Origin of the sequence: Enterobacter sp. 50793107, from assembly GCF_001463365.1 — a bacterium.
Lineage (GTDB): Bacteria > Pseudomonadota > Gammaproteobacteria > Enterobacterales > Enterobacteriaceae > Enterobacter > Enterobacter cloacae.
The window spans coordinates 35461-59497 of sequence record NZ_LNII01000146.1 but is presented as its reverse complement, the minus strand read 5'-3'; the positions used below and the strand labels follow the sequence as shown (position 1 = coordinate 59497).

At 56.6% G+C, this 24037-nt stretch carries 20 protein-coding genes and 1 pseudogene; 6 read left to right on the top strand and 15 right to left on the bottom strand.

Translation table 11 applies throughout. The features are described from left to right. Positions 1–97: 97 nt before the first annotated feature. A complete protein-coding gene (locus APU11_RS18925; protein ID WP_013096867.1) occupies positions 98–1207 on the top strand; it encodes a mechanosensitive ion channel family protein in 1110 nt (369 codons plus the stop codon). Positions 1208–1247: 40 nt separating this feature from the next. Here APU11_RS18925 and uspE read toward each other — a convergent pair whose 3' ends face one another. The 7 genes and pseudogenes from uspE to APU11_RS18890 form a co-directional block, all read right to left on the bottom strand. Next, on the bottom strand, positions 1248–2198 hold the full coding sequence (gene uspE / locus APU11_RS18920) for a universal stress protein UspE (RefSeq protein ID WP_013096866.1): 951 nt from the start codon (positions 2196–2198) through the stop codon (positions 1248–1250). Positions 2199–2307: 109 nt separating this feature from the next. Beyond that, complete coding sequence (locus APU11_RS18915) at positions 2308–2502, bottom strand: hypothetical protein (RefSeq protein WP_013096865.1); 195 nt, start codon at positions 2500–2502, stop codon at positions 2308–2310. Between the two features lie 127 nt (positions 2503–2629). Beyond that, positions 2630–3382 (bottom strand): fumarate/nitrate reduction transcriptional regulator Fnr, encoded by a 753-nt coding sequence (fnr, locus tag APU11_RS18910; protein WP_006174991.1) that lies wholly within the window; start codon positions 3380–3382, stop codon positions 2630–2632. 183 nt (positions 3383–3565) lie between these two features. After that, positions 3566–4081 carry a methylated-DNA--[protein]-cysteine S-methyltransferase gene (ogt, locus tag APU11_RS18905; RefSeq protein ID WP_013096864.1) on the bottom strand — a complete coding sequence of 172 codons (516 nt, stop codon included), beginning with the start codon at positions 4079–4081 and terminating at the stop codon, positions 3566–3568. 10 nt (positions 4082–4091) lie between these two features. Beyond that, positions 4092–5617, bottom strand: a pseudogene (abgT, locus tag APU11_RS18900) (p-aminobenzoyl-glutamate transporter). A 45-nt stretch (positions 5618–5662) separates the two neighbouring features. Next, positions 5663–7108, bottom strand: a complete 1446-nt coding sequence (locus tag APU11_RS18895) for a M20 family metallopeptidase (protein ID WP_058651529.1) — start codon at positions 7106–7108, stop codon at positions 5663–5665. Continuing rightward, entirely contained in the window at positions 7108–8418 is a 1311-nt protein-coding gene (locus tag APU11_RS18890; RefSeq protein WP_013096861.1) for a M20 family metallo-hydrolase, read from the bottom strand. Before APU11_RS18890 ends, APU11_RS18895 begins: the two co-directional genes overlap by 1 nt. A 175-nt stretch (positions 8419–8593) precedes the next feature. On the opposite strand from APU11_RS18890, the gene APU11_RS18885 reads away from it, so the two are divergent. Then, a complete protein-coding gene (locus APU11_RS18885) occupies positions 8594–9505 on the top strand; it encodes a LysR family transcriptional regulator (protein WP_020688268.1) in 912 nt (303 codons plus the stop codon). 353 nt (positions 9506–9858) lie between these two features. Then, entirely contained in the window at positions 9859–10422 is a 564-nt protein-coding gene (gene smrA, locus APU11_RS18880) for a DNA endonuclease SmrA (protein ID WP_013096859.1), read from the top strand. Between the two features lie 38 nt (positions 10423–10460). Here the strand turns inward: smrA and APU11_RS18875 are convergent, their stop codons facing one another. After that, positions 10461–12122, bottom strand: a complete 1662-nt coding sequence (locus tag APU11_RS18875; RefSeq protein ID WP_013096858.1) for a methyl-accepting chemotaxis protein — start codon at positions 12120–12122, stop codon at positions 10461–10463. Positions 12123–12264: 142 nt separating this feature from the next. Between APU11_RS18875 and APU11_RS18870 the strand changes: the two genes are divergently transcribed. Beyond that, a complete protein-coding gene (locus tag APU11_RS18870; protein WP_058651530.1) occupies positions 12265–13128 on the top strand; it encodes an aldo/keto reductase family oxidoreductase in 864 nt (287 codons plus the stop codon). A gap of 37 nt (positions 13129–13165) precedes the next feature. Here APU11_RS18870 and umuC read toward each other — a convergent pair whose 3' ends face one another. The 3 genes from umuC to APU11_RS18855 all read right to left on the bottom strand — a co-directional run bounded on the left by umuC (position 13166) and on the right by APU11_RS18855 (position 15883). Beyond that, positions 13166–14428: a translesion error-prone DNA polymerase V subunit UmuC gene (gene umuC / locus APU11_RS18865; RefSeq protein WP_058651531.1), complete on the bottom strand. Its 1263-nt coding sequence runs from the start codon at positions 14426–14428 to the stop codon at positions 13166–13168. Beyond that, a complete protein-coding gene (gene umuD, locus APU11_RS18860) occupies positions 14412–14846 on the bottom strand; it encodes a translesion error-prone DNA polymerase V autoproteolytic subunit (RefSeq protein ID WP_029882790.1) in 435 nt (144 codons plus the stop codon). Before umuD ends, umuC begins: the two co-directional genes overlap by 17 nt. Before the next feature lie 149 nt (positions 14847–14995). Continuing rightward, positions 14996–15883, bottom strand: a complete 888-nt coding sequence (locus APU11_RS18855) for a LysR family transcriptional regulator (protein WP_038980423.1) — start codon at positions 15881–15883, stop codon at positions 14996–14998. A 97-nt stretch (positions 15884–15980) separates the two neighbouring features. On the opposite strand from APU11_RS18855, the gene APU11_RS18850 reads away from it, so the two are divergent. Further along, positions 15981–17039: an SDR family oxidoreductase gene (locus APU11_RS18850; protein ID WP_060578692.1), complete on the top strand. Its 1059-nt coding sequence runs from the start codon at positions 15981–15983 to the stop codon at positions 17037–17039. A 72-nt stretch (positions 17040–17111) separates the two neighbouring features. Next, positions 17112–17558, top strand: coding sequence for a hypothetical protein (locus APU11_RS18845; RefSeq protein WP_045295893.1), 447 nt, complete (start codon positions 17112–17114; stop codon positions 17556–17558). Between the two features lie 273 nt (positions 17559–17831). Here the strand turns inward: APU11_RS18845 and APU11_RS18840 are convergent, their stop codons facing one another. From APU11_RS18840 to APU11_RS18825, 4 genes are all read right to left on the bottom strand, one after another. After that, positions 17832–20906, bottom strand: a complete 3075-nt coding sequence (locus APU11_RS18840) for an efflux RND transporter permease subunit (RefSeq protein WP_058651532.1) — start codon at positions 20904–20906, stop codon at positions 17832–17834. Further along, the gene (locus APU11_RS18835; protein WP_058651533.1) at positions 20903–22051 is read right to left on the bottom strand and encodes an efflux RND transporter periplasmic adaptor subunit; all 1149 of its coding nucleotides are present in this window, start codon (positions 22049–22051) and stop codon (positions 20903–20905) included. The genes APU11_RS18840 and APU11_RS18835 overlap by 4 nt, the downstream gene beginning before the upstream one ends. 78 nt (positions 22052–22129) lie before the next feature. Further along, entirely contained in the window at positions 22130–23326 is a 1197-nt protein-coding gene (locus APU11_RS18830; protein ID WP_058651534.1) for an ATP-binding protein, read from the bottom strand. Further along, on the bottom strand, positions 23323–24018 hold the full coding sequence (locus APU11_RS18825) for a response regulator (RefSeq protein WP_038419267.1): 696 nt from the start codon (positions 24016–24018) through the stop codon (positions 23323–23325). The genes APU11_RS18830 and APU11_RS18825 overlap by 4 nt, the downstream gene beginning before the upstream one ends. Positions 24019–24037: the final 19 nt, after the last annotated feature.

Genomic DNA, 24037 nt, shown 5'->3' with positions numbered 1-24037 from the left:
TCCTCAAAAACCGCTCTTCGGGGCGGTTTTCTTATTTCTGCGGTCAGCGTTTCTCCTCTGTCTATACTTTACCCTTTGTGTACTACGAGGAGGTGAAATGCAATTTTTGTCCCGCTTCGACATCCTGGAGCTGATGATGACGCCGACATTCTGGGTAAGCGTCGCCACGGTTATCGTTGTAACGCTGCTGGTCTACTGGCTTCTGACGCGCCTGATCGCATTCGTTAAGAGAGGGATCACAACCTGGGGAGATAAGCACCCAACCACAAACAGGATGCGTTTTATCCTGACCGATATGCTTAACCGCACCAGTCGCTTCCTGCTTTTTGTCGTGGCGCTGCTCATCAGCCTGCGTTTTGTTGATTTACCCGACCGGCTCTTTAGCACCGTAAGCCACGCCTGGTTCCTTGTCTTCGCGATACAGGTGGCGCTCTGGCTGGATCAGGGCGTGGTGTCGTGGCTGCGACACGTTATGCTGGCCCCCGGCAGTCATAAAAATCCGGTTACCCTGGTGATCACCGGTCTTATCCTTCGCGCTATCGTCTGGTCTGTGATGCTGCTGTCGATTCTCGCTAACGCTGGCGTCAACATCACCGCGCTGGTGGCAAGCCTGGGGGTAGGGGGTATTGCTATCGCCCTCGCCGTACAAACCATTCTGAGCGACGTCTTCGCTTCGCTTTCTATCGGCTTTGATAAACCGTTTGAAATTGGTGATTTCGTGGTGTTCAACGACGTGGCGGGAACGGTGGAACACATAGGCTTAAAAACGACCCGTATTCGTAGCCTGAGCGGGGAGCAGATCGTTTGCGGTAACGCCATTTTGCTTCAGCAGACGCTCCACAACTATAAACGTATGCAGACCCGTCGCATCGTCTTCACGTTTGGCGTCGCCAGCGACACGCCGCCTGAAAAGCTGCGCTATGTGGGGGATATGGTCAGGCAGATCATCACCGATGTGGGTGAGACAAAGTTCGATCGCGCCCATTTCCTCGGGTTTGACCGTGACCGCCTGACGTTTGAAGTGGTTCATATTGTCAATACGGCGGATTACAACAAATACATGGATATCCAGCAGGAGATCAATATCCGTATTCTCGAAGGGCTGAACGCCCAGGAGATTAAGCTGGCGCTGCCCAGCATGGTGTTGCACGCACCGTGGATGCAGGATCGATCAACTGAAGAGACACAGACAGCGATCGAGAGCTGATAAGAAAAGCCCGCCGGGGAGGCGGGCGAATAGACTGACGTTAATCGTCTTCCGGGTCATCCAGTTCAACCGGTGTCTGGTACTCATCCGGCTTAATGACCAGCAGGTCGCAGCGCAGATGGTCAATCACCTGTTCTGCGGTATTGCCCAGGAACGCGGCAGAAATACCGGTCCGTCCGATGGTGCCCAGCACCACAATCCCTGCCTGCAGATGTTCGGCTAAATCCGGGATCACCTCTTCAGGCAACCCTTTCTCGACATGCGTCATGTTCTCATCAATGCTGAACTTCTGGCGCAACGCTTTCATGGCCAGCAGGTGCTGTCCGCGGATCGCGTCGTTATATACGCTCGGGTCAAATTCAGGCAGTTCGATGGCAATATTGATAGGGGTAACCGGGTAAGCGCCGACCAGATGCACTTCGGTGTGGTTAACCTGCTCGGCAAGCAGCAGCGTCTCTTTGACCAGCTTTTCGTTCAGCGAATTGTGATAATCCTCTTCGCTTGCCAGGTTTACTGCCACGACGGCTTTGCCGCCTTCAGGCCACGGCTGATCTTTCACCATCCAGACCGGGCACGGGCATTTACGCAGCAAGTGCCAGTCTGTCGGCGTGAAGATCACGGATTCCAGCTTGTCGTGCTGGTGCGCCATTTTCAGCAGCAGATCGTGCCCACCGGCGACCACCTCCTGGATAATCGCTTCAAAGGGGCGGTTATGCCAGACCACTTTAATATCGATAGGCACACCCGCTTCCAGGTAGTACTTCGCCTGTTCGCGGATCCACGCGGTACGTTGGCTGATCACTCCCTGACGCATAGCGGTACGCTCGTCAGGCGACAGAAGGGTGGTCATCTCATACGAGAAGTCATAGATCGGCAAAAACGCTTTGATTTTGCCACCAATCCGTTGATGTAAATACACAGCACGTCGTAATGCCGGCTGATCGTCCTGATTAGGATCGATAGCTACCAGCATGTTTTGATACTTTGCCATACAGGTCTCCTTACTACTGTCACCACAGTCTGTAATTAAAAGAGTAACCTATATATCCTGAATGAAACAGAGGTAAGGTTTTGCCAGATCAATAATTCATGAAAATATCTCAGAAGAATAGCACCGTCGTTGTCACCGCGATAAACGCAATCAACAACAGCACCATCACCACGATGGCAAACGTGGTGGAGTCCTGAACGTAGGTTTTTTCCTCTCCCTTCATTGGGCCGACAAGCATGATCCAGATGAAGAGGAAGGTCACGGAGGCAATAACAACTGAAACGAAAAATAAACTTTCTCTCAATTTAACCTCAACGAGAACCTTTCAGGAGCGGGGGGATGTCTGTCGCAGGGGCGGGAAGTGGTGTGCTTACCTGCCAGACCAATAAATCATAAAAATTTATCGGCCTGGCATCAATCATTCGTGGGGTTTATGCCACGTTGCGGGCGTGGCCGGCAAGAACAGCCAGCGCTTCACCGTTTTCGATGGTGATGTATTTACCTTTAACGGCCAGCATGCCGCTTTTCTGGAAACGGCCCAGCAGACGGCTGATGGTTTCCACTGTCAGGCCCAGGTAGTTACCAATATCGCCACGGGTCATGGTGAGACGGAACTCACGTGGAGAGAAACCACGTTCGGCGAAACGGCGGGAGAGGTTATAGATAAATGCAGCCAGGCGCTCTTCCGCATTCTTTTTGGACAGCAGCAGGATCATGTCCTGATCGCCTTTGATCTCACCGCTCATCAGACGCATCATCTGCTGACGCAGGTTTGGCATTTTGCCTGACAGATCGTCCAGCGTTTCAAACGGGATTTCGCAGACCATTGAGGTTTCCAGCGCCTGCGCAAAGCTCGGGTGATGGCCAGTACCGATGGCGTCAAAGCCGACCAGATCGCCTGCCAGATGGAAGCCGGTGATCTGCTCATCACCCTGTTCGGTGATGGTATAGCTTTTGATGGTGCCAGAACGGATAGCATAGAGCGATTTCAGTTCGTCTCCCGCTTTAAACAGCGTCTGCCCTTTCTGAATAGGCTTTTTGCGCTCGATGATGTTATCAAGCTGGTCAAGCTCATGCTCATTCAGGGTAAACGGGATACAGAGCTGGCTGATGCTGCAATCCTGGCAATGGATAGCACAACCGCCAGACTGAATGCGTCGTATAATTCGCTTTTCTGGGATCATAGGTTTGCTCAAGCCTTAATTGATATTGGTCAATTTTAACATCTTTTTGGTAAGTACGTAAGCCTGGCAAACCATCAATAAGGACAAGAGACGGCAACGTGTTGCCATCTTCTTGAAATTCCACAGCTTGATTATGGATTTTTAGCCTAACCGGTAGAAAATTAAGCACAAAAAGCCTGGGAACTACAGCAAAAGATACCCTTCGTGACGCAGTAACCACTCCTTGCGCTGCACACCGCCGGCATAGCCGGTCATGGTGCCGTTGCGGCCGATCACACGATGGCAGGGCACCACGATACTGACGGGGTTAGAACCGTTCGCGGCACCCACCGCCCGCGCCGCGCCCGCGCGGCCTAACTGTTCTGCGAGCTGGCCGTAGTGCATAACCTGACCACACGGAATATCGCGTAGCGCCTGCCAGACTTCACGCTGGAATGGCGTACCGGCCGTGGCGGTTGGCAGGTCATTGATGATGCTGAGATCGCCCTCGAAGTACGCCGCCAGCTTGTCGCTCAGCCCACCTGGATTGGTGGCACTGATACGCTCAAAACCCTGGGCGCGGTAATGGATGTTGAGCAGCTCTTCCATGCGATCGCTGTGCTCTTCCCATTCCACGGCACGCAGATGGAACTGCTCGTCGGCGATAACCCACAGCGGCCCAAGCGGCGTTGCAATTTTATCTTCGAGTAATCTCAGCATCCTCTTTCCTTTAATTCAGCCTCGGGTAGATACCCGGTCCTATCGGCAGGCCGACAAGATACCATGCCACCAGCATCACCAGCCATACCCCTAAAAAGATAAGCGGATAGGGTAAAACCAGCGAATAGTAGGTACCCAGCTTCGCCTCCGGTTTATAGCGCTGCAGGAAGCCCAAAAACAGCGGTACGAATGGCGAAACCGGCGCCAGCGGGATCACCGAGGAGTCGGCGATACGGAACAGGATCTGCGCAAAGGCCGGATGGAAGCCCAGCATCATAAACATCGGCACGAAAATGGGGGCCAGAATCGACCAGATGGCGGATCCGCTGGCGATAAACATGCACAGCAGTGACGACAGCAGCGCCAGACCCACAAACGCCGGGACGCCGCTTAACCCGGCGGCTTCCAGCGCATCGGTCAGGCCAACGGCCATAAATTTGCCCATGTTGCTCCAGTTAAACATGGCGACGAACTGGGCCAGCGGGAAGACCATCACGATAAAGCCCGCCATCTCCTTCATCGGCTCAATCATCAGCTGCGGCAGATCGGCCTGGCGGCGGATTTTGCCAGTGGCGATGCCATACGCGAGCGAGACGACAAAGAAAAACAGGATGATCAGCGGCACAATGCCCTGTATAAACGGCGAGGGCAGGACGGTATGTTTCACCGGGTCGCGCAGGATACCGTTCTCCGGCACCACCATCAGCGCCACCATCGCGATAAATACCAGCGAGACTATCCCGGCGATACGCAGGCCAAAGCGTTGCTCTTTGCTCAGCGTTTCCAGCTTTTCGTCACTACGGCCTTCCCATTTCCCTAACCGCGGCTCGATGATCTTATCGGTAATCAGCCCGCCAACAAGCGTCAGGACGATGACCGAACTGGCCATAAAGTACCAGTTGTCGATCACGCTGACGTGCATGGCCGCATCGATTGTTTTCGCCGCCTCGGTGCTAATCCCCGAAAGCAGGACATCGGTGGTGACGATCAGCAGATTGGCAGTGAAACCGCATCCCACACCGGCAATTGCCGACAACAGACCCGCCACGGGGTGACGCCCGACGGCAAGGAAGATCAGCGCCCCCATCGGCGGCATGATTACCAGCAGGCATCAGAAGAGATGTGGCTGAAAAACGCGATAAACAGCACCATATAGCTGGCGTAGCGTGCGCTGACGTGAGAAGCCATTTTCACCATCAGCGCGGAGAGCAGGCCAACGCGCTCAGCCAGTCCGGCCCCCAGCACCAGCGCCAGAATGGCGCCCAGCGGCGCAAAACCGCTGAAGTTTTTAATCACATTCGGTAAAAACCAGTGCAACCCTTCAATGCTCAGCAGGTTCTTTACGCTTACCATGCTGCCATCGGCCGGGCTGCGCACGCTCACCCCTAAGGCGGACAGCACGGCTGTCGCCACCATCAAAACCACGATCAACCAGATAAAAAGCAGGAAAGGGTGTGGCACTTTATTGCCGATCCTTTCAACCCAGCCATAGAGCTTACCGGATGGGGAATGCGAAGGTATGGATGACATACTCATGGGCGTTCCTCGGGACTGTTGTGTTGTTGTGTTGTATTGTGTTTTTTATTTTAAAGGTGACGGTGTCACGCCCGCAGGGATCGGACACACGTACGGTTTTTCTTGTATTTGTTGTTCGAACTCTTCACGACATTTTTTCAGCAGGTCTGCGTCCTGCAGCAGATGTAGCGCGGTGGCACCCATCACTTTCCCGGCCAGCAGCATGCCTTTATGGGCAATGGACGTTCGCCCCTGAGCCACCAGTTGCCAGGTGTGCAGCGGCGTGCCGACGGTAAAGCAGGGGCTGAAACACTGGGCGACGGGCATTTTCCAGCTAACGTCACCCACGTCCGTGGAGCCTGCCAGCACGTTATCGGTGATGGCGTAAGGCGCGACCTCGTCCACCAGCAGGGTCTCCTGGTGGCGGCGGGCAAAGGCTTTACCTTCGTTCCCCCCGGTTGCAGCAATGTTTCTGAGGCTGTTTTGCAGATCGTTTGCCGTCAGGGTGGCGCGGATCTCCCGGGCAAAGGCGCGTTCCTCCTCCGTCCAGGCTGGCGTGCCGTAATGTTGCAGGGCGCGATACATCGCCGCTTCGAGCGTGCGGTTTGGCAGGTAGCTGGAGCAGGCTTTATCAAAGCGACACTCGACGGTAGTTTCGGTCATCAACGCCGCACCCTGAGCGATCTTCTCAATGCGCGCGTAGATTTGCTGCGCGTCGGCCATCTCCGGGGCGCGGATCAGGTACAGCACTTCGGCCTGCGCCTGCACCACGTTGGGGGAGATGCCGCCGGTATCGGTTATGGCGTAATGGACGCGTGCTTTCTCGATGATATGTTCGTTGAGGAAGTTGGTGCCGGTGGTCATCAGCGTCACCGCATCCAGCGCGCTGCGCCCCAGATGCGGCGAGTTTGCCGCATGCGCCGCCACGCCCTTAAAGCGCCAGGCGGCCTGGATATTGGCCAGCGTACTGACGTTAAACATGCCGGCAAACGCTTCCGGGTGCCAGGTGACCGCGGCGTCAACGTCGTCAAACAAGCCCTCACGGACCATAAACGTTTTACCGGAACCGCCTTCTTCGCCGGGACAACCGTAAAAACGCACGGTTCCACTCCCGCCGTGCTGCTCCAGCCAGCTTTTCACCGCAACGGCACCTGCAAACGCCGCGGTGCCGAGCAGGTTATGCCCGCAGCCATGGCCGTTAGCACCGGGCGTGGTGGCGTGTGCCGTCGCGCAGTGTGCCTGCTGGCTTAATCCGGCCAGCGCGTCATATTCGCCGAGCAGGGCAATCACCGGTTTACCGCTACCGAAGCTGGCGATAAAGGCATTCGGAATGCCGCCGGCCTCACGGGTCAGGGTGAAGCCTTCCGCTTCCAGCGCGCTGGCCAGCCGCTCTGCGGACCAGAACTCTTCAAAGCGGGTTTCCGGGTGATCCCAGATTTCGTCGGCAATGTCGGTGAACGTCTGACATCGCGTGTCGATTGCATCGGCAATAAAAGCGTAGTTCTCCTGCATTACACACCTCGCGTCCAGGGGAAATTCAGCGCAGTGCGCGCCAGCGTTTCGATAGCGACGGTCATGACGCGCTCATCAAAGTCGAATTTTTCATTGTGATGTCCGGCGCTCAAATCGGTGCCAAATACCATGTAGGAGGCCATGCCACCGTTTTCTTGCACCCGGGCCATCATCAGCGTGGCGTCTTCAGAACCGGCCGGGGCTTTAACCTTATCAATGGCCTGTTCCACACCGGGCACCTGGCTTGCCTGCTGGCGCAGATAATCCACCCAGGCAGGTGTCGGAGCGCTGGCGGTGGCAGCCCCCATCAGGCGCATCTCAGCCGTCACGCCGTACAGCGCGGCGGCACCGGTAATGACGGATTGCGCACGTTCGAACACATACTGATTGATCGCCTCGCTCTCGCCGCGGGTTTCGACCTTAAGCAGGGCATGGGCGGGTACCACGTTGCGTCCGCTGCCGGCCTGCATCACTCCCACATTCACCCGGGAAGCCCCTTCGCTGTGTGGCGCAATGCTGTGCAGCGCGAGCGCGGCCTGGGCGGCGGCGAGCAGGGCGTTACGGCCTTCTTCCGGTTTACCGCCTGCGTGTGCGGCAACGCCGGTAAACGTCGCGTCAAACTTGGTTGTCGCCATAAAGTTATCGCTGCCGCAGATCACCGTCCCGGCAGGCACCCCGGTACCAATGTGAATGGCGGTGAAATAGTCCACCCCGTCCAGTGCCCCGGCGGCCACCATGGCGCGTGCGCCGCGAGTGCCTTCTTCGGCAGGCTGGAAGATCAGCCTGATGGTGCCGTTCAGCTGCGCTTTGTTGTGCATGAGCACGTGCGCCAGCCCAAGGCCAATCGTGGTATGGCCGTCGTGCGCGCAGGCGTGCATCATGCCCGGATTGCAGGAGGCAAAGCCGTCGCGGAACGGGCGGTGGCTGTCGTCGAGCGCTTCGCTCAGGTCGAGAGCGTCCATGTCCACGCGAAACGCCAGCGTCGGGCCGGGACGGCCGGTGTTAAGCGTGGCAACCAGGCCGGTGAAGCCGCCTTCAAACGGCGCGAGCCATTTTTCGGGCGCGCCCTGCGCACGGGCGCGGGCAAATTCTCGCGTCAGGGTGGCGTTATCCGGCAACCCCATACGGCTTTCGGCATCCACCACGTCGCGGCCCATCGCCAGGTCATAACCCAGGCTATCCAGGATCTCCGCGACCTTCGCGGCAGTCCGAAATTCCACCCAGCCGGATTCGGCAAAATGGTGAAAATCGCGACGCCATGCGCTCAGTTGCGGGGCTAAGGTTTGGATGTACTGTGCCAGTGAGTCCATATCTGTTCCTGTCATCATTAAAATATGTGAACTGCTTCACGCTGTGATAGTTTTTACTTATCACTAACCGATTTTTCACAGTTTTAACCGTTCAGGAATTACCCTCGCACATCCCTTTCCATTAAAGTAGATGACAGTTTCTTTACTCTGATAAACAACGGTTATCGGTCGGGCTATGTCATTTCAGATTAAATTTCATCAAATTCGGGCGTTCGTTGAAGTGGCGCGTCAGGGCAGCATTCGCGGCGCCAGCAGGACGCTGAATCTTTCGCAACCGGCGTTGACCAAATCGATCAAAGAGCTGGAAGAGGGCATGGCGGCGCAGCTCTTTGTGCGCCGAAGCAAAGGCGTGGCGTTAACCGAGTGTGGCGAAGGCTTCTATCAGCGCGCCAGGCTGATTCTGGAAGAGCTGCGCGCGGCGCAGGATGACATTCGCCAGCGGCAGGGCGAGCTGGCCGGGCAGATCAATATCGGGATGGGGGCGAGTATTTCGCGAAGCCTTATGCCTGCGGTTATCACCCGCTTTCATGCGCAGCATCCGCAGGTTAAGGTGCGAATTATGGAAGGGCAGCTGGTATCGATGATCAATGAATTACGCCAGGGCGAACTGGACTTCACCATCAATACCTATTATCAGGGGCCTTACGATCATGAATTTACGTTTGAAAAGCTATTAGAAAAACCGTTTGCCGTATTTTGCCGGGAGGGACATCCGGCGACGGGAGCAACCTCCATTAACGATCTGCTGCATTATAACTGGACCATGCCAACGCCCCGGGGAAGTTATTATAAGCAGTTAGAGGATGTATTTAGCCATCGCTCGCAAATACCCCGCATTGGCGTGGTCTGCGAAACATTTTCGTCGTGTATCAGCCTTGTCGCACAAAGCGATTTTTTAAGCATATTGCCGCAGGAGCTGGGTTGTGACCCCCTGTTGGCGGGGCGTCTGGTTATGCTGCCGGTTGTCGAATCACTTCCAAAAGCGACGTATTATTTAATTCAGCGTCGGGATTCGCGCCAGACCCCGCTTACGGAGTCGTTAATTACGCAATTCAGACGCGAGGCGCGGGCAATCGTCTCTGCGTGAAACATCATCCATAAAAAACAGGGCCTGTCCGACATCAGACAGACCCTTCAGTACACACAGCAGTGCATCCCTTCGCATATCCTGGATGTTATATCCATGAGGCAGGTTAATTAAGTTATAACAGCTTTCTCTCAAAATGAAAGGCGGTTGAGTGTTTGATTTTATGGATGTTTAAGCCAAATTGCGTGTTTTATTTACGCTGAAGTTTGCGTTAAGTGGTGTTTAATTTTTCCCCGGCTGTCGATTGATATTCATCAGCTTGCTTTCAGCGCCACCCTGCCCGGGGGAACGGCTGTTGAGGCACACCCCCCGCGAAGGTATAGTACAGGCTCAGATGTAGCCGGAGGATTTCCATGAACCCTGACGACAAATCACTGTTTCTTGACGCCATGGAGGATGTCCAGCCCCTGAAGCGCTGCGCAGATATTCACTGGCAGCCGAGCCGCAACACGCGGGCGCGCCAGGAGATTGATACCGAGCAACTGGATAACTTCCTCACCCTGGGCTTTCTGGAACTTCTGCCCCTGGATGAGCCGCTGGCATTTCAGCGTGAAGGGATACAACAGGGCGTAATGGATAAGCTGCGCTCGGGGAAATACTCCCGCGAGGCCAGCCTGAACCTGTTACGTCAGCCCGCCGAGCGTTGCCGCCAGATGCTGTACGCCTTTATTCGCCAGGCCGGACGCGACGGATTACGCAATCTGATTATCATTCATGGAAAAGGGCGCGAACAGAATGCTCATCCTAACGTGATACGTAGCTATCTGGCGCGCTGGTTAACAGAGTTTGAGGAAGTACAGGCCTTCTGCGTGGCGCTGCCGCATCACGGCGGCAGCGGGGCCTGTTATGTTTCACTGCGAAAATCCAACGACGCGAAACAGGAGAACTGGGAACGGCACGCCAAGCGCAGCCGTTAACGGGATTAGCGCGGGCGAGGTGCTCGCCCGCGCTGAACTCAGAAGGTTTCCCAGTTGCTGTCGGTGGCGGTGCCTGCCGTGGCCGGGCGCAACAGCTGTGGTGTTTTCACATGCGTTGTACGGGGCGCCGTGGCCTGTTGTTTACCGTTCAGACGAAATGCCGCCACCGCCTGGCGCAGCTGTTCGGACTGATCTTCCAGCGCCGCTGCCGCCGTGGCGGACTGCTGCACCAGCGCGGCGTTTTGCTGGGTGACGCTGTCCATCTGCGAAACGGCCAGGCTCACCTGTTCAATACCGCGACTCTGCTCATCGGACGCAGATGAAATCTCGCCCATGATATCGGTCACGCGGGTGACCGCCGCCACAATTTCCTTCATCGTTGCACCGGCTTCGCTGACCTGCTCAGAGCCGGTATTCACGCGGCTGACAGAGTTCTCGATAAGGCCCTTGATCTCTTTTGCCGCCTGCGCGCTGCGGCTCGCCAGGGTACGTACTTCCCCGGCAACCACCGCAAAGCCACGGCCCTGTTCCCCGGCGCGTGCGGCTTCTACCGCGGCATTCAGCGCCAGAATGTTGGTCTGGAAGGCAATGCTGTCAATCACGCCGGTGATGTGGGCAATTTGCTGCGAACTGTCGGCAATTTCCGTCATCGTGCGGACAACGTTATCCACCACATGACCGCCGCGCGCCGCGGTCTCAGACGCGTTCTTCGCCAGCAGGGTCGCCTGACGGGCGTTGTCGGAGTTCTGTTTCACCGTGGCGGTCAGCTCTTCCATGCTGGCCGCGGTCTCTTCCAGCGAGGCGGCCTGTTCTTCCGTACGGGCGGAAAGATCGTTGCTCCCGGCGGCAATTTCGCCTGCGCCGGTGTAGATGGAGTCGGTACTGCCGCGTACGGCGCTGACCGTGGTGACCAGAGATTGCTGCATCTCATGCAGACCGGCCGCCAGCTGGCCCATCTCATTGCGGCCAGAGAGGGTAATATCCTGCGTCAGGTCGCCCGCCGCAATGGTACGAATATGGTTCATAATGGTTTGCAGCGGTTTTAACAGCAGGTGCTGTAACCCCTGCCAGATCACCACCAGCACGGCGATAACGGCCAGGAATATAGCCGCCAGCGTCCATTGCATCTGGGTAAAGCTGCTCTGGTTCTCTTCGGCCGCGGCTTTCAGCAGCGTGTTGTTTTCAGCACGCCAGCGGTTATAGACCGCTTCCATATCGTCCTGTGCCTGCTGCGCATCCAGATCGCCATAGGCCTGATAGTTGTCGGCACGCAGATACTCAATCGACAGACGCATCACTTCGTGCATCTGGTTCCAGGATTTCAGCATCTCGTCGGTTAGCGCCGCACTCTGGCCGTTAACCTGCGGCAGGGCCTGCCACTGTTTGTTATAGGCTTCTGCTTTAGCCAGAGAGTTACCCGCGGTGCCAAGCAGTTTGTTGATCGCCTCAAGGGACGCCGGATCGCGCTGATTTTTCAGATAGCGGATGGCCACGCGCGTCACGGTAACGCGCGTTTTGATGAGGGTGTTAACGCTGTCGCTCAGGCTCTCCTGCTGGGCATTAAGCACCCCGGAGTTCTGGAAGTTATGGCGATCGTTGCTGACGGCAGAGTAGAACAACCCTCCCGTGACAACTTGTAGCAGGCAGAATATGGTGAGAGCAAAGATAATACCGGTAATCACGTGCAGATTTTTCAGCATAGCGGTCGTCCGTAAGAAAGTGCAGGGGTACACAAATACTATCGTCGTCTAAAATTTAAACTTTAATTTAACTCGCGCTTAACTATGGGTTCTGGTCGGGAACCTGTTGTAAATCCGGATCTTTTTTATGAGGAAGGTGAACATGAGCAGCATCGATAAAAGCGGGACATACGCGCTGGGCACACGCACGGTTAAACGGCTGGGTTACGGCGCAATGCAGCTGGCCGGGCCGGGCGTTTTTGGGCCACCGAAGGACAAAAATGCCGCGCTGGAGGTGCTCCGGGAAGCCGTGGCGGCGGGCGTGAATCATATCGATACCAGCGATTTTTATGGTCCGCATGTGACTAACCAGCTGATCCGCGAGGCGCTGCATCCGTACCGGGACGATCTTACCCTCGTCACCAAAATCGGTGCGCGACGCGATGATAAAGGCGCCTGGTTGCCGGCCTTTTCCGCCCAGGAGCTGACCCAGGCGGTACACGACAACCTGCGCAATCTGCAGCTGGATGTGCTGGACGTGGTGAACCTGCGGATTATGTTTAGCGCACACGGACCGGCGGAAGGCTCGATCGCTGAACCGCTGTCCACCCTGGCAGAGCTACAGCAGCAAGGGCTGGTGCGACATATTGGTCTGAGCAATGTCACCGCCACGCAGGTTGCCGAGGCGCAGAAGATGGTGCCCGTGGTGTGTGTGCAAAACATGTACAACATCGTGAACCGTAGTGACGATGCGCTGGTGGATTCGCTTGCGCAGCAGGGGATTGCTTATGTGCCGTTCTTCCCGCTGGGCGGTTTTACGCCGCTGCAATCTTCCGGGCTGCAGGCGGTGGCGGACGACCTGGGGGCGACACCGATGCAGGTTGCGCTGGCCTGGCTGCTGCAGCGTTCTCCGAACATTCTGCTGATCCCGGGAACCTCTTCCGTGGCGCATCTGCGGCAAAACCTCGCGGCAGGGGAGCTGGTGTTACCGTCTGACGCGCTGGCTACGCTGAATGCGCTGGTGTAATCACGTATAAACAGAGCCCGGAGGGATCCGGGCTTTGTTATTTAACGATCGGCAAATCGGAATAGCGCGTGGTGTAGCAGGGCGACAGCATATCCCGCTTCATCGCCCAGGATTTCACCGCCCCCTGGCCCGCAAACCACACAGACCCCCGGCCTGAACGGTTAAGGCGGTCGATAACCTGCATCAGGGCTGTACTGTCTGGCCGCGGTGGGTGTTCATCGAACAGGCTAAGCTGCGCCACGCCCTGACTGAAAAAGTCACTGAGCATGACGCCCGCTTTCATATAGCGATGTCCCTCTTTCCAGATTCGGTTTAATGACTCGATAGCTACCCTGATAATATCCCGCGTATCGTTGGTGGGGATCGTCAGCTTGCCGGAGGCCTGGTTACCATAAAAAACCTCGTCCTCTGCATGCGGGCTGGTGCGAATAAAGACGCTGATATAGCAGCAAAACTGTTTCTCTTCGCGCAGCTTCTCGGCGGCGCGTTCGCCATAGGCGCAGATCGCCTGGTGCATATCGTCATACCGGGTGATACGGCTGCCGAAGGAGCGGCTGCAGATGATTTGTTGCTTTGTTGGCGAAAACTCTTCCAGCGCCAGACACGGTTCACCGCGTAACTCGCGGGCGGTTCTTTCCAGCACGACATTAAAGTGTTTACGGATCACCCAGCTTGAACATTCCGCCAGATGCAGGGCAGTCTCAATCCCCATCAGATTCAGTTTTTTGCTGATCCTGCGCCCGACGCCCCACACTTCGCTGACCGGTACCAGTGACAGCAGTTTACGCTGACGATCGATATTCGATAAATCCACCACACCGTTGGTTTTCTTCCAGGTTTTGGCGGCATGGTTAGCCAGCTTGGCTAAGGTTTTGGTGGGCGCGATACCGACCCCGACCAGCAGGCCGGTCTCTTTGTACAGGCGCTGGCGGATAGCCTGACCGAACGCCTCCAGAGACATACACTGGCTGACGCCCGTCAGATCCAGAAAGGCTTCATCAATCGAGTAGATCTCCACTCTCGGGGCCATCTCTTCGAGAATGGTCATCACCCGGCGGCTCATATCCGCATACAGCGCATAATTGGAGCTAAAGACGTGTACCTTCTGGCGTCTCAGCTCATCCTTCAGCTTGAAGTAGGGACCGGCCATGCCGATCCCCAATGCTTTTGCTTCTGCTGAACGTGAAATGATACAGCCGTCGTTGTTTGAAACGACCACCACGGGTTTCCCCTTAAGGTCGGGCCGAAACGCCGTCTCGCAGGAGGTGTAAAAACTGTTTACGTCAACGAGCGCGAACATGGCGGTTAGCTTTCAGGGTAAACGTCACAACGCCGAAGATCTCCAGCTCGTCTTCTGCGGCAAAAACGACCGGTGCGTAGTCAGGATTATGGGGGATGAGCTGAAGACGCGGATGCGTTTGCAGCTCCTTCACGGTAAATTCGCCCGCGACCGCCGCAATCACAATATCGCCATGAACGGCGTTTAACGAACGGTCAACCACCAGCAGGTCACCATGGCTGATGCCTGCGCCGATCATCGAATCACCGCTCACCCTGACAAAATAGGTCGCGCTGGGGTGTTTGATCACCAGCTTGTTCAGATCAAGGCTATCCTCGACATAATCCTGAGCAGGGCTGGGGAAGCCACAGGGCACCCGCTCCATAAACAACGGAAGCAATAACGTGGCATCAGGCCCCAAAGGAGAGATCAACTGCATAATGGTTAACTCATATTACTGTGTTTATATACAGTATTCATGATTAACCAGAACGATCAAGAGACGGGAGGGGAATTTTCCGGAACTCGTTGAAAGTCGAAAATTTTTAGTTCAACAAGGCGCGCTGGCGAGTATGCATTCTGGAATGTTTAATTTTTCTTAATTATTTCAGGCAGTAGCTGTTCTATAACCCCCACAACGCTTCTGACCCTGTGTGGAATAAAGCGAGCGTCCGGATAAACCGCATAGAGAAAGCGGTCGGGTAACCGCCACGCGGGGAGTACCTGCACCAGCGTGCCGGTTTGCAACGCCCGTGCCGCGAGCGGTAGTTGCATACCGCCAATACCCATGCCTGCCTCCAGCGCCTGTAACAGGGCGTCGCTGGTATTGGCTCGGAAAACGGTATTCACTGCAATATCAATCGTTTCGTCATCAGAAACCAGGCGTAAGGGAGCGTCCAGCGGGATGCCGCTGAATCGCACGTGGGGAAGCGCCGCCAGCGCGTACACGGACTCTACCGGCGGGAATGACGGGGCGGCAAAGAGCGGCGTTTCAATGCGTGCCAGTACGCGTGCGGCATGGGTTTGCGGAGGCTCCGCGCTCAGCCGAAGCGCCACATCCACCCCTTCGGTGACCAGATCGGCGATGCGGTCATCAAGCGAAACCTGCAGATGTAATTCAGGATTCATGCGCTGTAGCGTCAGCAGGCGCGGCAACACGAGCTGGCCCAGGCCGCTCGGCAACTGCACATGTACGGCCCCCTGATATTGATGCTCAACCGGGTTCAGGCGTCGCTCTGCTTCCTGCATGGCCTCCAGCACAAGCTGCATATCCCGCCGGTAACGCTCACCCTGCGCGGTGAGCTTCATCCTGCGCGTTGTACGATGCAGCAATACCACACCGAGCTCTTCCTCAAGGGCGGCGATCTGCTGGCTGACGGCGGACTGCTTGATCCCGGCCAGGCGGGCGGCAGCGGAAAAGGAGCCCGCTTCGGCGACGCGCAGAAAGGTGGAAATGGCGTTGAGCTTGTTATTCATTTCGTGATTCTGCTTATAAATGCCATCGGATTTGGGGGATATATCAGAAAAAAATAATAGATCACACTGTGTCTGTCACCCCTTTCGGAGAAACACCATGAATAAGACGCAGCAACACAGGGTCGCGCTGGTCGCTGGCGCCAGCGGGATTGTTGGCAACCAGCTGGTCAAAACGCTTTTGCGCCATCAGTGGGAGGTTATTGGCCTGAGCCGCCAGGCGGTATCTCACCCTGAAGGTATTGCGATGGTTAATGTTGATTTACTGGATGCACAGGATAGCGCGCGGGCACTGTCATCGCTCAGCGGGATCACTCATGTGTTTTACAGCGCCTGGGTCAATGCCGCGAACTGGACAGAGATGGTTGAACCGAACGTCACCATGCTGCGCCATCTGGTCAGTAACCTCGAAAACACGGCGCCCCTTGAGACGGTCAGCCTGATGCAGGGCTACAAAGTCTACGGCGCGCATCTTGGCCCGTTCAAAACCCCGGCACGTGAAAGCGATCCCGGCGTACCGGGCGCGGAGTTTAACGCGGCCCAGCTCAGGTGGCTTAGCGATTTTCAACGGGGAAAAGCGTGGCACTGGAGCGCCATCCGGCCGGGCGTGGTGGGCAGCACGGTGCCGGGTAACGCCATGAATCTTGCCCTGAGCATCGCGCTGTACGCATCGCTGTGTAAGGCGCTGAATTTACCGCTGCGTTTTCCCGGCGCCGAACAGACCTGGCACAGCATTGTTGATCATACAGACGGCGAATTGCTGGCAGAGGCGACCGTGTGGGCCGCCACGTCGCCGGTAGCAGAGAACCAGGCATTCAATGTGAATAACGGTGACATCTGGCGCTGGAGCGAGCTGTGGCCACGCATTGCACACTGGTTTGGACTGGAGTTTGCCCCCCCGGTCCGGCTCTCATTTCAGCAGTTGTTTGCGGACTACCGCACGGTATGGCATGAACTCGCCGCAGCTCGCGGGCTGGTGGAAAGCGATATTTTGCAGCTGAACGACGGACAGTTTGCCGACTTCGTGTTTAGCTGGGATTACGATATGTTTGGCGATGGCAGCAAGCTGCGTCGGGCCGGATTCACCTCCATGCGGGCCACCGACGAGATGTTTTTCAGCCTGTTCGCACAGCTCAGGGCGGCACGCATTATTCCCTGACAGGGGGGATGTTGTTCTCAGGAACGAACCCGTTATACTCGCTCATGACTGTGATCAACGGGATTGGTGAATATGCGGGAAGCAATCAGCGTTTTATTAATGGCTCTGCCGGTTATTGGGTTATATCTGGTGATAAGGAATGGCGTGAGGTCATTTCGCCAGCCAAAACGCATCGTTTCAGATGCCCAGGGCAAGAAGAAAATATCCACTAACCCGTGGTTTTTTGATTGTTTTTCCCGCAAGGTTTATTTTTATGATGAGCGATATTTTTATGAAATTCAGAAGGATAGAACCACTCAGGTTGAACTGGCCAGGATAGTAAACATTAAGCCGGGATCGACGATGGTCAATAATCGTCGGATCTGGTCAGTAAGCTATGTTGAAAACGGAAGGGAAAAACAGGTGCAGTTTTACCCGAACGTAACGATGTTCAATCATAATTTCTCTGCTTTTTTGATAGCGGTAAAAAACGCCAATCCACACGCCGATATTAAAGATCTTTCCGTTTTCAATTTCTGAATGCCACCATGCGGCATTCAGAGACGATCCAGCCAGTGACTAACCATTAACGCATCGACGCTCTGACAGCGCATTGATCAGACCTTCGGCCTCCTGGCAACGAAGGAGGACGCCAGATCCTGCTGGGCAATATGCTGAAGACCATCACCGCAAATGGCACAAAGACACAGCAACTGGCGGAAGAGGATATTGCTGAGGTCCTGAGAACCCATTTTGCGCTGACGGCCGCGTAACGGATCGGGGGACAATTTCGCTTTCAGCACAGACCGTGTTTTATACGCTGTGCCGGTTGCGTAAACCGTCCCCCCACTGTAATAACAGACTGAACGACGCGGGCAGTACCGTGAGTGTGACCAGCGTCGCGACCAGCAACCCCCCGATAATGGCATACGCCATAGGTCCCCAGAATACCTGGTGCGAGATGGGGATCATGCCCAGAATGGCGGCACAGGCGGTCAGACAGATAGGTCTGGCCCGGTGCTCTGCGGCTGCGATAATGGCGGCATCGTTCGTCATCCCCTGAGCCAGATTGCTGTCAGCTTCGCCGATCAGGATCACCGCGTTACGAATGATCATGCCCGCCAGCGCGATCACGCCCAGCAGGGCGACGAACCCCATCGGTGTTCCACCCGGCAGCATCGCCAGAACGATGCCCGGTAAGCCAAACGGGGCCATGAACAGGGCCAGAAACATCCGGGAATAGCGTCGTAGCTGAAGCATCAGCAATAACAACATAATGACCAGCGTCACCGGAAGAACGGTAAAGACAGAGCGGTTTCCTTTATCAGACTCCGCAACCGCGCCGCCTTCCTCAATACTGTAGCCCGCAGGCAAACGGGCACGCAGTTTATCCACTGCCGGGCGCAGCGCGGCGGAGACGACCTCGGCTCTGAGCCCCGGCGCAAGGTCAGTTTGCACGGTGATAAACGGCAGGCGCTGACGACGCCAGACAACCGGATCGTCCACACCCCAGACCGGCGTTGCGACAGCACTGAGCGGAATTTTTTTGCCATCGTTCCCCTCAACGGTCAGTGACGACAGTGTGGCCAGATTAAGACGTTCACTGTCTCTGGCGCGGAGCACCACATCCACCAGCCGGTCATTATCCCGTATTGAGGTCACGACGCTGCCGGACCAGACCGTATTCAGCGTCCGGGCCAGACTTTCTGACGACACGCCCGCAGCCCGGGCCGCCGTCTGATTCACCTCAAGGGTAATCACTCTCTCCGGTTCACCGGCGGTCTGGTTGACTTCACGTGAGAGCGGTGACTGGCCAATCACTTCCGTCAGGTGATTCGCCAGCGCCCGAACCTTCACATAGTCCGGCCCGCTAACCCGGTATTTGATTGGCCAGCCGACCGGGGGGCCGAGCTCCAGGGGCGATACGCGTGTGATGATGTCGCTAAATTGCGTCGCCAGTATCTTGTTCAGCTGTGCGTGCAGACGGTCGCGGGCGGCGAGGTTTTTCGCGACCACCACCAACTGGGCACTGTTTTCATTCTCCAGCAGCACATCCATTGGCAGATAAAAACGGATGGCGCCCGATCCCACGTATGTTGAGTAATGATCGATATTGCTATTGCCTGCCAGCGCCTTCTCCAGCTTTTCGGCCTCTCTTTGCGTTTCCGGCTGTGAGGCGTTGGCCGGAAGCGTCAGGCTCACCAGCAGCTCTGGTCTGTCGGAAGCGGGAAAAAACTCGCCTTGCATAAACGTCGTCCCGTACAGGGACAAACCCAGTGCGGCAAGGGCACAAAGCACGGTGGTGAGTCGGTGGCGCAATACCTTACGCAGCAGCCAGTGATACCCGCGTGCGAGCCGCCCCGGGCCGGAGGCATGATGCCTGACGTTCTCCGGCAGCAGCCATGTTCCGGTCAGCGGTGAAAACAGGATCGCGACCACCCATGAACACAGCAGGGCAATCAGCACGACCGCAAACAGAGAAAAGCAGTATTCACCCGCGCTGGATGCCGCAAAGCCGACCGGAATAAATCCGGCGATCATCACCAGTGTGCCGGTGAGCATCGGGAATGCCGTCGTTGTGAACGCCCGGGTTGCCGCTTGCCGACGGGAATCGCCAGCCTCCAGACGAGAAACCATGGTTTCCACGGTGATCATGGCGTCATCCACCAGCAGACCCAGCGCAATAATCAGTGCCCCGAGCGAGATGCGCTGCAGGCCAATCCCGGCCAGCATCATTCCGGCGAAGGTCATGGCCAGAACCAACGGGATTGCCGCAGCCACAACCAGCCCCGCCCGTAGCCCCAGAGAGACAAATGAAACGGCCAGGACGATAACCACCGCTTCAATAAGAACCCTGATAAAACCACTCACCGCGTCGCTGACTACCGCGGATTGATCGGCGACCTTCACCATCTCGATACCGTGCGGCAGCCCGGCGCTGAGGGCGGCCACTCTTTGATTCAACGCGGCGCCAAAGCGCAGCATATTGCCTGTCGGCGCCATTGAAATCGCCAGCCCGATAGCCGGTTTTCCGTTAACCCGGAACGCCGGTGAGGGCGGTTCGGCGCTTTTCCGGGTGAGGGTGGCAATGTCAGTCAGGGGGATATAACGATTGTTAATATGCAGCGTGACCGCGCGTAAACTCTCCTCTGAGGTGAGCGCACCGCTGACGTGGAGTGCGATGTTCTCCTGCCCCGTGCGTATGATGCCCGCCGGGACGACTGCATTCTGTGCCCTGAGCGCCTCCGCCACCTGCTGAATATCCAGACCCATCCCCGCCAGACGGGCCGGGGAAAAGGCCAGAACCATCTGTTCCTGCTGTTCACCCAGCAGGGTGGTTTTGCCGATATCCGGCAGGGACATCAGCTCCCGACGCAGTGTCTCCACCCGATCCCGAACCTCCCGCAGGGTATAGCCTTCGGGGATGAAGCCATAAATTGTGCCGAACGTGTCGTCAAATTCGTCATTGACATCAGGGCCCTGAGCGCCTTCTGGCAGAGACGGAGCGATATCCTGCATTTTCTTCCGCACCTGGTACCAGATATCCGGCACCGTTTGCGGCGGCGTATCATCGCGCAGGTTGATATGAATAACGGTGCGTCCTGCCCGGGTTTCGCTTTCGATATAATCAAGCCAGGGGATCTCCTGTAACTTTTTCTCAAGCGTATCCGTCAGCAGACGAGTCGTGTCCGCTACCGATGCCCCCGGCCACTGCGCGGAGACCACGGCCGTTTTGATGGTAAACGCCGGATCTTCGTTGCGCGGCAGGCGCTCGTAACAGAACACGCCCATCGCCATCACCAGCAGCATAAAGAAACTGACCATCTGCTGATTTTTAAGCGCCCAGGCGGAGAGGTTAAATGTCTCTTTTGTGCTTCTCATGTTCATGGCTGCTCCTCCCCGGCAATCACCTGTTCTCCTGAGCGTAATTTGCTCACGCCAGCCGTAATCACCCTGTCACCGTGCGCAAGACCGGAGGCGATGATGACGGAGGAGGCCGTGTAACGTGCAGGCACAACCACGCGCAGTTGCGCCTGAGATTGCCGGTTGATTACAAACACAGCGGGCTTGTCTGCGTAACGACTCAGTGCCGACGCAGGAAGGACGTAACCGCACGCGGCACTGGAGGGCAGGGTTACGGTGACGCTGGCACCCAGTGCCATGGCGGCGGGCGAGTTGTTCAGGGTGGCTCTGACCCGCCAGGTACGGGTCAGGGGATCGGCCTGAGGCGTGATATCGCGTAACAGAGCTGAAGCATTGACCGTCGGGTCGCTGAGCAAGGCGACGCGGAAATCAGCCTTATCTGGTGAGGGGATCTCATCAGGCGCGGCAACATCAAACACCACATCGCGGGCTTCACCGGTCGCCAGCGTCAGCACCGACTGGCCTGCGCTGACAATCTGGCCCGCAGAGGCGCTGACCGCGGTAATGATGCCTTCCTTCGGCGAGAGAAGGCGGGTCCAGCCCAGGCTTTCCCGGGCGTTGCGCAGTGCCGCCTCGCTACTTTTCAGACGCGCGCTGGCGACAAGCCAGTCTGCACGGGCTGTGTCGAGTTGTGTGCGGGCTATAGCGCCGGTGGACATCAGCGTTTGCATTCTGTTGACGTTGAGCGCGGCAATCTGCGCTGAGGCTTTGGCACCCTCATAGTCAGCGGTGGCCGCGTCGAGCTGATTTTGTCCGGTGGTATTGTCGAGGGTCGCCAGCAGTTGCCCGGCGGTAACCCGATCGCCAATATCGACGACGCGCGTGAGGATCCTGCCCCCGGTACGGAAACTCAGCGTCGTCTCATCATGGGCATGGATCTCACCGGTTCTTTCCAGTGCTGGCAGCGTTTTCGCTGAACCCACCACACTGTAGCGTACCGCCCGCACGGGGGGCGGCGTGTTTTCGTGTTTATCGCCGCAACCGGTTAGCGGGAAGATAGCCAGGGCAAGTATCACCAGGGGAATAAAGTGTAGCCAGGAAAGGGTGCGCGCCACGCTGTATACATGATGCAGGCTGTGGCGGAGGGAGAGAATGAATTCGTCTGACATAACGCCGCTCCAGAAAAGGGATGGCGTTATTTAATCGGCTGTTCATCGAGAAAGATTCGATGTTGTGTCAAGGGTTTATCAAGAGCGGGAATTTTCCTCGTCACAAGCGCGCCAGGGCAGTTGGATGCGCACCAGAAGCCCTCCGGTTTCTGGTAATGACGCGCTAATACTTCCCCCATGCGCCTGACAAATCGCCTGCGCAATTGATAAACCGAGGCCGCTGCCACCGGAGTGCCGGGCGCGTGATTGTTCCTCGCGGCTAAATCGCTTAAACATGTCCGGTAAAAAGTGATTTGATACACCCGGACCGTCATCGGCGAATTCGAGGGTGTACTGCCCCTGGGCATAATGCAGGGCCACCTCCAGATGGCCTCCCTCGCGTCCGTAGCGGAGTGAATTCTCCATGAGGATCGTAAATACCTGTCCCATACGGAACGCATCGCCTCTGAAGGAGCATGCGCGCGGGTTACGCAACGTTATCGCAAAATTATGCGCATCGGCCTGCGGGGTTATCCAGTCTGCCCGCTCCTGAATCAGCTCATCCAGACGGAATGGCCTGTCTTCAAGCACAAGATTTCCCGCATCAGCCAAAGAGAGAAGGTGCAATTCATCGGTCAGCCGGTTGAGGTGCTGGAGCTGTTTCATCACCATCCCCAACTGCTCCGGGGTGGCGTCAAACACGCCGTCCATCATACCCTGCAAACGTCCAATGGCTGCCGTCAGGGGAGAGCGCAGCTCATGTGCCATGGCAACGTGCGAGGCGCGAAGCTCCTTTTCATAGCGAGCCAGTTGTCCGGTCATGGTATTAAAGTCAGCCGCAAAACTGATCATTTCTGCGGGCGCATCTCTCACCAGCTCTGCCTGTCGGCCAAACTGTCCATCGGCCACATCTTTGGCCGCATCACGAAGACAGCTGAACTGCAGCGCCAGAGGGCGCGCGTGCTTAAGTCCCATTACCACAATGAAGGGGATCATCACCAGCACCAGCAGAGCCACGGTGACCCAGTCAGCCGAGGCGATAGATGGGGTGGAATAACTGAGCCCCCACCAGCTGTCTACAATATCGTGAAAGCGGGCCGGGTTTGACTGCGGATTCTGGCTGAGCGTGAGAAACTCCTGCCGGACCGCTGCGGGCATTTTGCCCATTATCCAGTAGTTCTGCACGGCGTAACGCAGCCACATACAGGCTGCTATAACGATCACGCTGCCAATCGCCAGCGCCAGGATGCGCGCGCAAATCCAGCGCCAGAGGGAGGAATGACGGGTCTTTATCATGGCTGTCTGAACCTGTAACCCACGCCGCGAACGTTAACCAGCACGCCGGAAAGACCCGCGGCTTCGAGTTTTTTACGCAGGTTATAAATATGGGTATCCACCACCCGCTCCAGGGCCTCGCTTTCCGGCAAACAGTGCTCCAGTAAATATTGACGGGAAAAAGGACGCGAAGGTGAACGCATCAGCGTGGTCAGTAGCGAAAATTCCGTTGGGGTCAGATCCAGAACCCGCGGCGTATTGTCATCATTGATGATGCTCGCCACAATGGCCGTGACATCCACCTCCAGCGTCTGCCAGCGAAGGATCTCTTCTTCGCGCGTGTTTTTATTGCTCCGGCGCAGCACCGCCTGCACCCGTGCCACGACTTCACCCGGATGATAGGGTTTAACGACATAGTCATCAGCCCCGTATCTCAACGCGCCGATGCGATCGGGCGTATCGCCCATAGCCGTCACCATGATAACGGGCACATCGCTTTTGCGACGCAGGCTGGCCAGCACCTCAGTTCCGTTGAGTCCGGGAAGCATGACATCCAGCAAGACAAGATCGGGTTTCCAGCGTTGCGCCATCTCCAGCCCGGCCAGCCCGTCCCCCGTGACGGTCACATCGTAATTTTCACGGCGTAAATAAGCTTCAAGTACGCCAGCCGCATCGGCATCATCTTCAATAATCAGCACTCTTCTGGACAACATCTGTTCACCTTGACCGTTT

What these genes read in the sequence shown, in the direction of transcription:
- umuC (WP_058651531.1), bottom strand. Translation starts at nt 14,428, where the DNA reads ATGTTCGCGCTCGTTGACGTAAACAGTTTTTACACCTCCTGCGAGACG.
- APU11_RS18855 (WP_038980423.1), bottom strand. Translation starts at nt 15,883, where the DNA reads ATGAATAACAAGCTCAACGCCATTTCCACCTTTCTGCGCGTCGCCGAA.
- umuD (WP_029882790.1), bottom strand. Translation starts at nt 14,846, where the DNA reads ATGCAGTTGATCTCTCCTTTGGGGCCTGATGCCACGTTATTGCTTCCG.
- fnr (WP_006174991.1), bottom strand. Translation starts at nt 3,382, where the DNA reads ATGATCCCAGAAAAGCGAATTATACGACGCATTCAGTCTGGCGGTTGT.
- APU11_RS18825 (WP_038419267.1), bottom strand. Translation starts at nt 24,018, where the DNA reads ATGTTGTCCAGAAGAGTGCTGATTATTGAAGATGATGCCGATGCGGCT.
- APU11_RS18875 (WP_013096858.1), bottom strand. Translation starts at nt 12,122, where the DNA reads ATGCTGAAAAATCTGCACGTGATTACCGGTATTATCTTTGCTCTCACC.
- uspE (WP_013096866.1), bottom strand. Translation starts at nt 2,198, where the DNA reads ATGGCAAAGTATCAAAACATGCTGGTAGCTATCGATCCTAATCAGGAC.
- APU11_RS18890 (WP_013096861.1), bottom strand. Translation starts at nt 8,418, where the DNA reads ATGGACTCACTGGCACAGTACATCCAAACCTTAGCCCCGCAACTGAGC.
- APU11_RS18830 (WP_058651534.1), bottom strand. Translation starts at nt 23,326, where the DNA reads ATGATAAAGACCCGTCATTCCTCCCTCTGGCGCTGGATTTGCGCGCGC.
- APU11_RS18835 (WP_058651533.1), bottom strand. Translation starts at nt 22,051, where the DNA reads ATGTCAGACGAATTCATTCTCTCCCTCCGCCACAGCCTGCATCATGTA.
- ogt (WP_013096864.1), bottom strand. Translation starts at nt 4,081, where the DNA reads ATGCTGAGATTACTCGAAGATAAAATTGCAACGCCGCTTGGGCCGCTG.
- APU11_RS18885 (WP_020688268.1), top strand. Translation starts at nt 8,594, where the DNA reads ATGTCATTTCAGATTAAATTTCATCAAATTCGGGCGTTCGTTGAAGTG.
- APU11_RS18870 (WP_058651530.1), top strand. Translation starts at nt 12,265, where the DNA reads ATGAGCAGCATCGATAAAAGCGGGACATACGCGCTGGGCACACGCACG.
- APU11_RS18840 (WP_058651532.1), bottom strand. Translation starts at nt 20,906, where the DNA reads ATGAACATGAGAAGCACAAAAGAGACATTTAACCTCTCCGCCTGGGCG.
- smrA (WP_013096859.1), top strand. Translation starts at nt 9,859, where the DNA reads ATGAACCCTGACGACAAATCACTGTTTCTTGACGCCATGGAGGATGTC.
- APU11_RS18895 (WP_058651529.1), bottom strand. Translation starts at nt 7,108, where the DNA reads ATGCAGGAGAACTACGCTTTTATTGCCGATGCAATCGACACGCGATGT.
- APU11_RS18845 (WP_045295893.1), top strand. Translation starts at nt 17,112, where the DNA reads ATGCGGGAAGCAATCAGCGTTTTATTAATGGCTCTGCCGGTTATTGGG.
- APU11_RS18925 (WP_013096867.1), top strand. Translation starts at nt 98, where the DNA reads ATGCAATTTTTGTCCCGCTTCGACATCCTGGAGCTGATGATGACGCCG.
- APU11_RS18850 (WP_060578692.1), top strand. Translation starts at nt 15,981, where the DNA reads ATGAATAAGACGCAGCAACACAGGGTCGCGCTGGTCGCTGGCGCCAGC.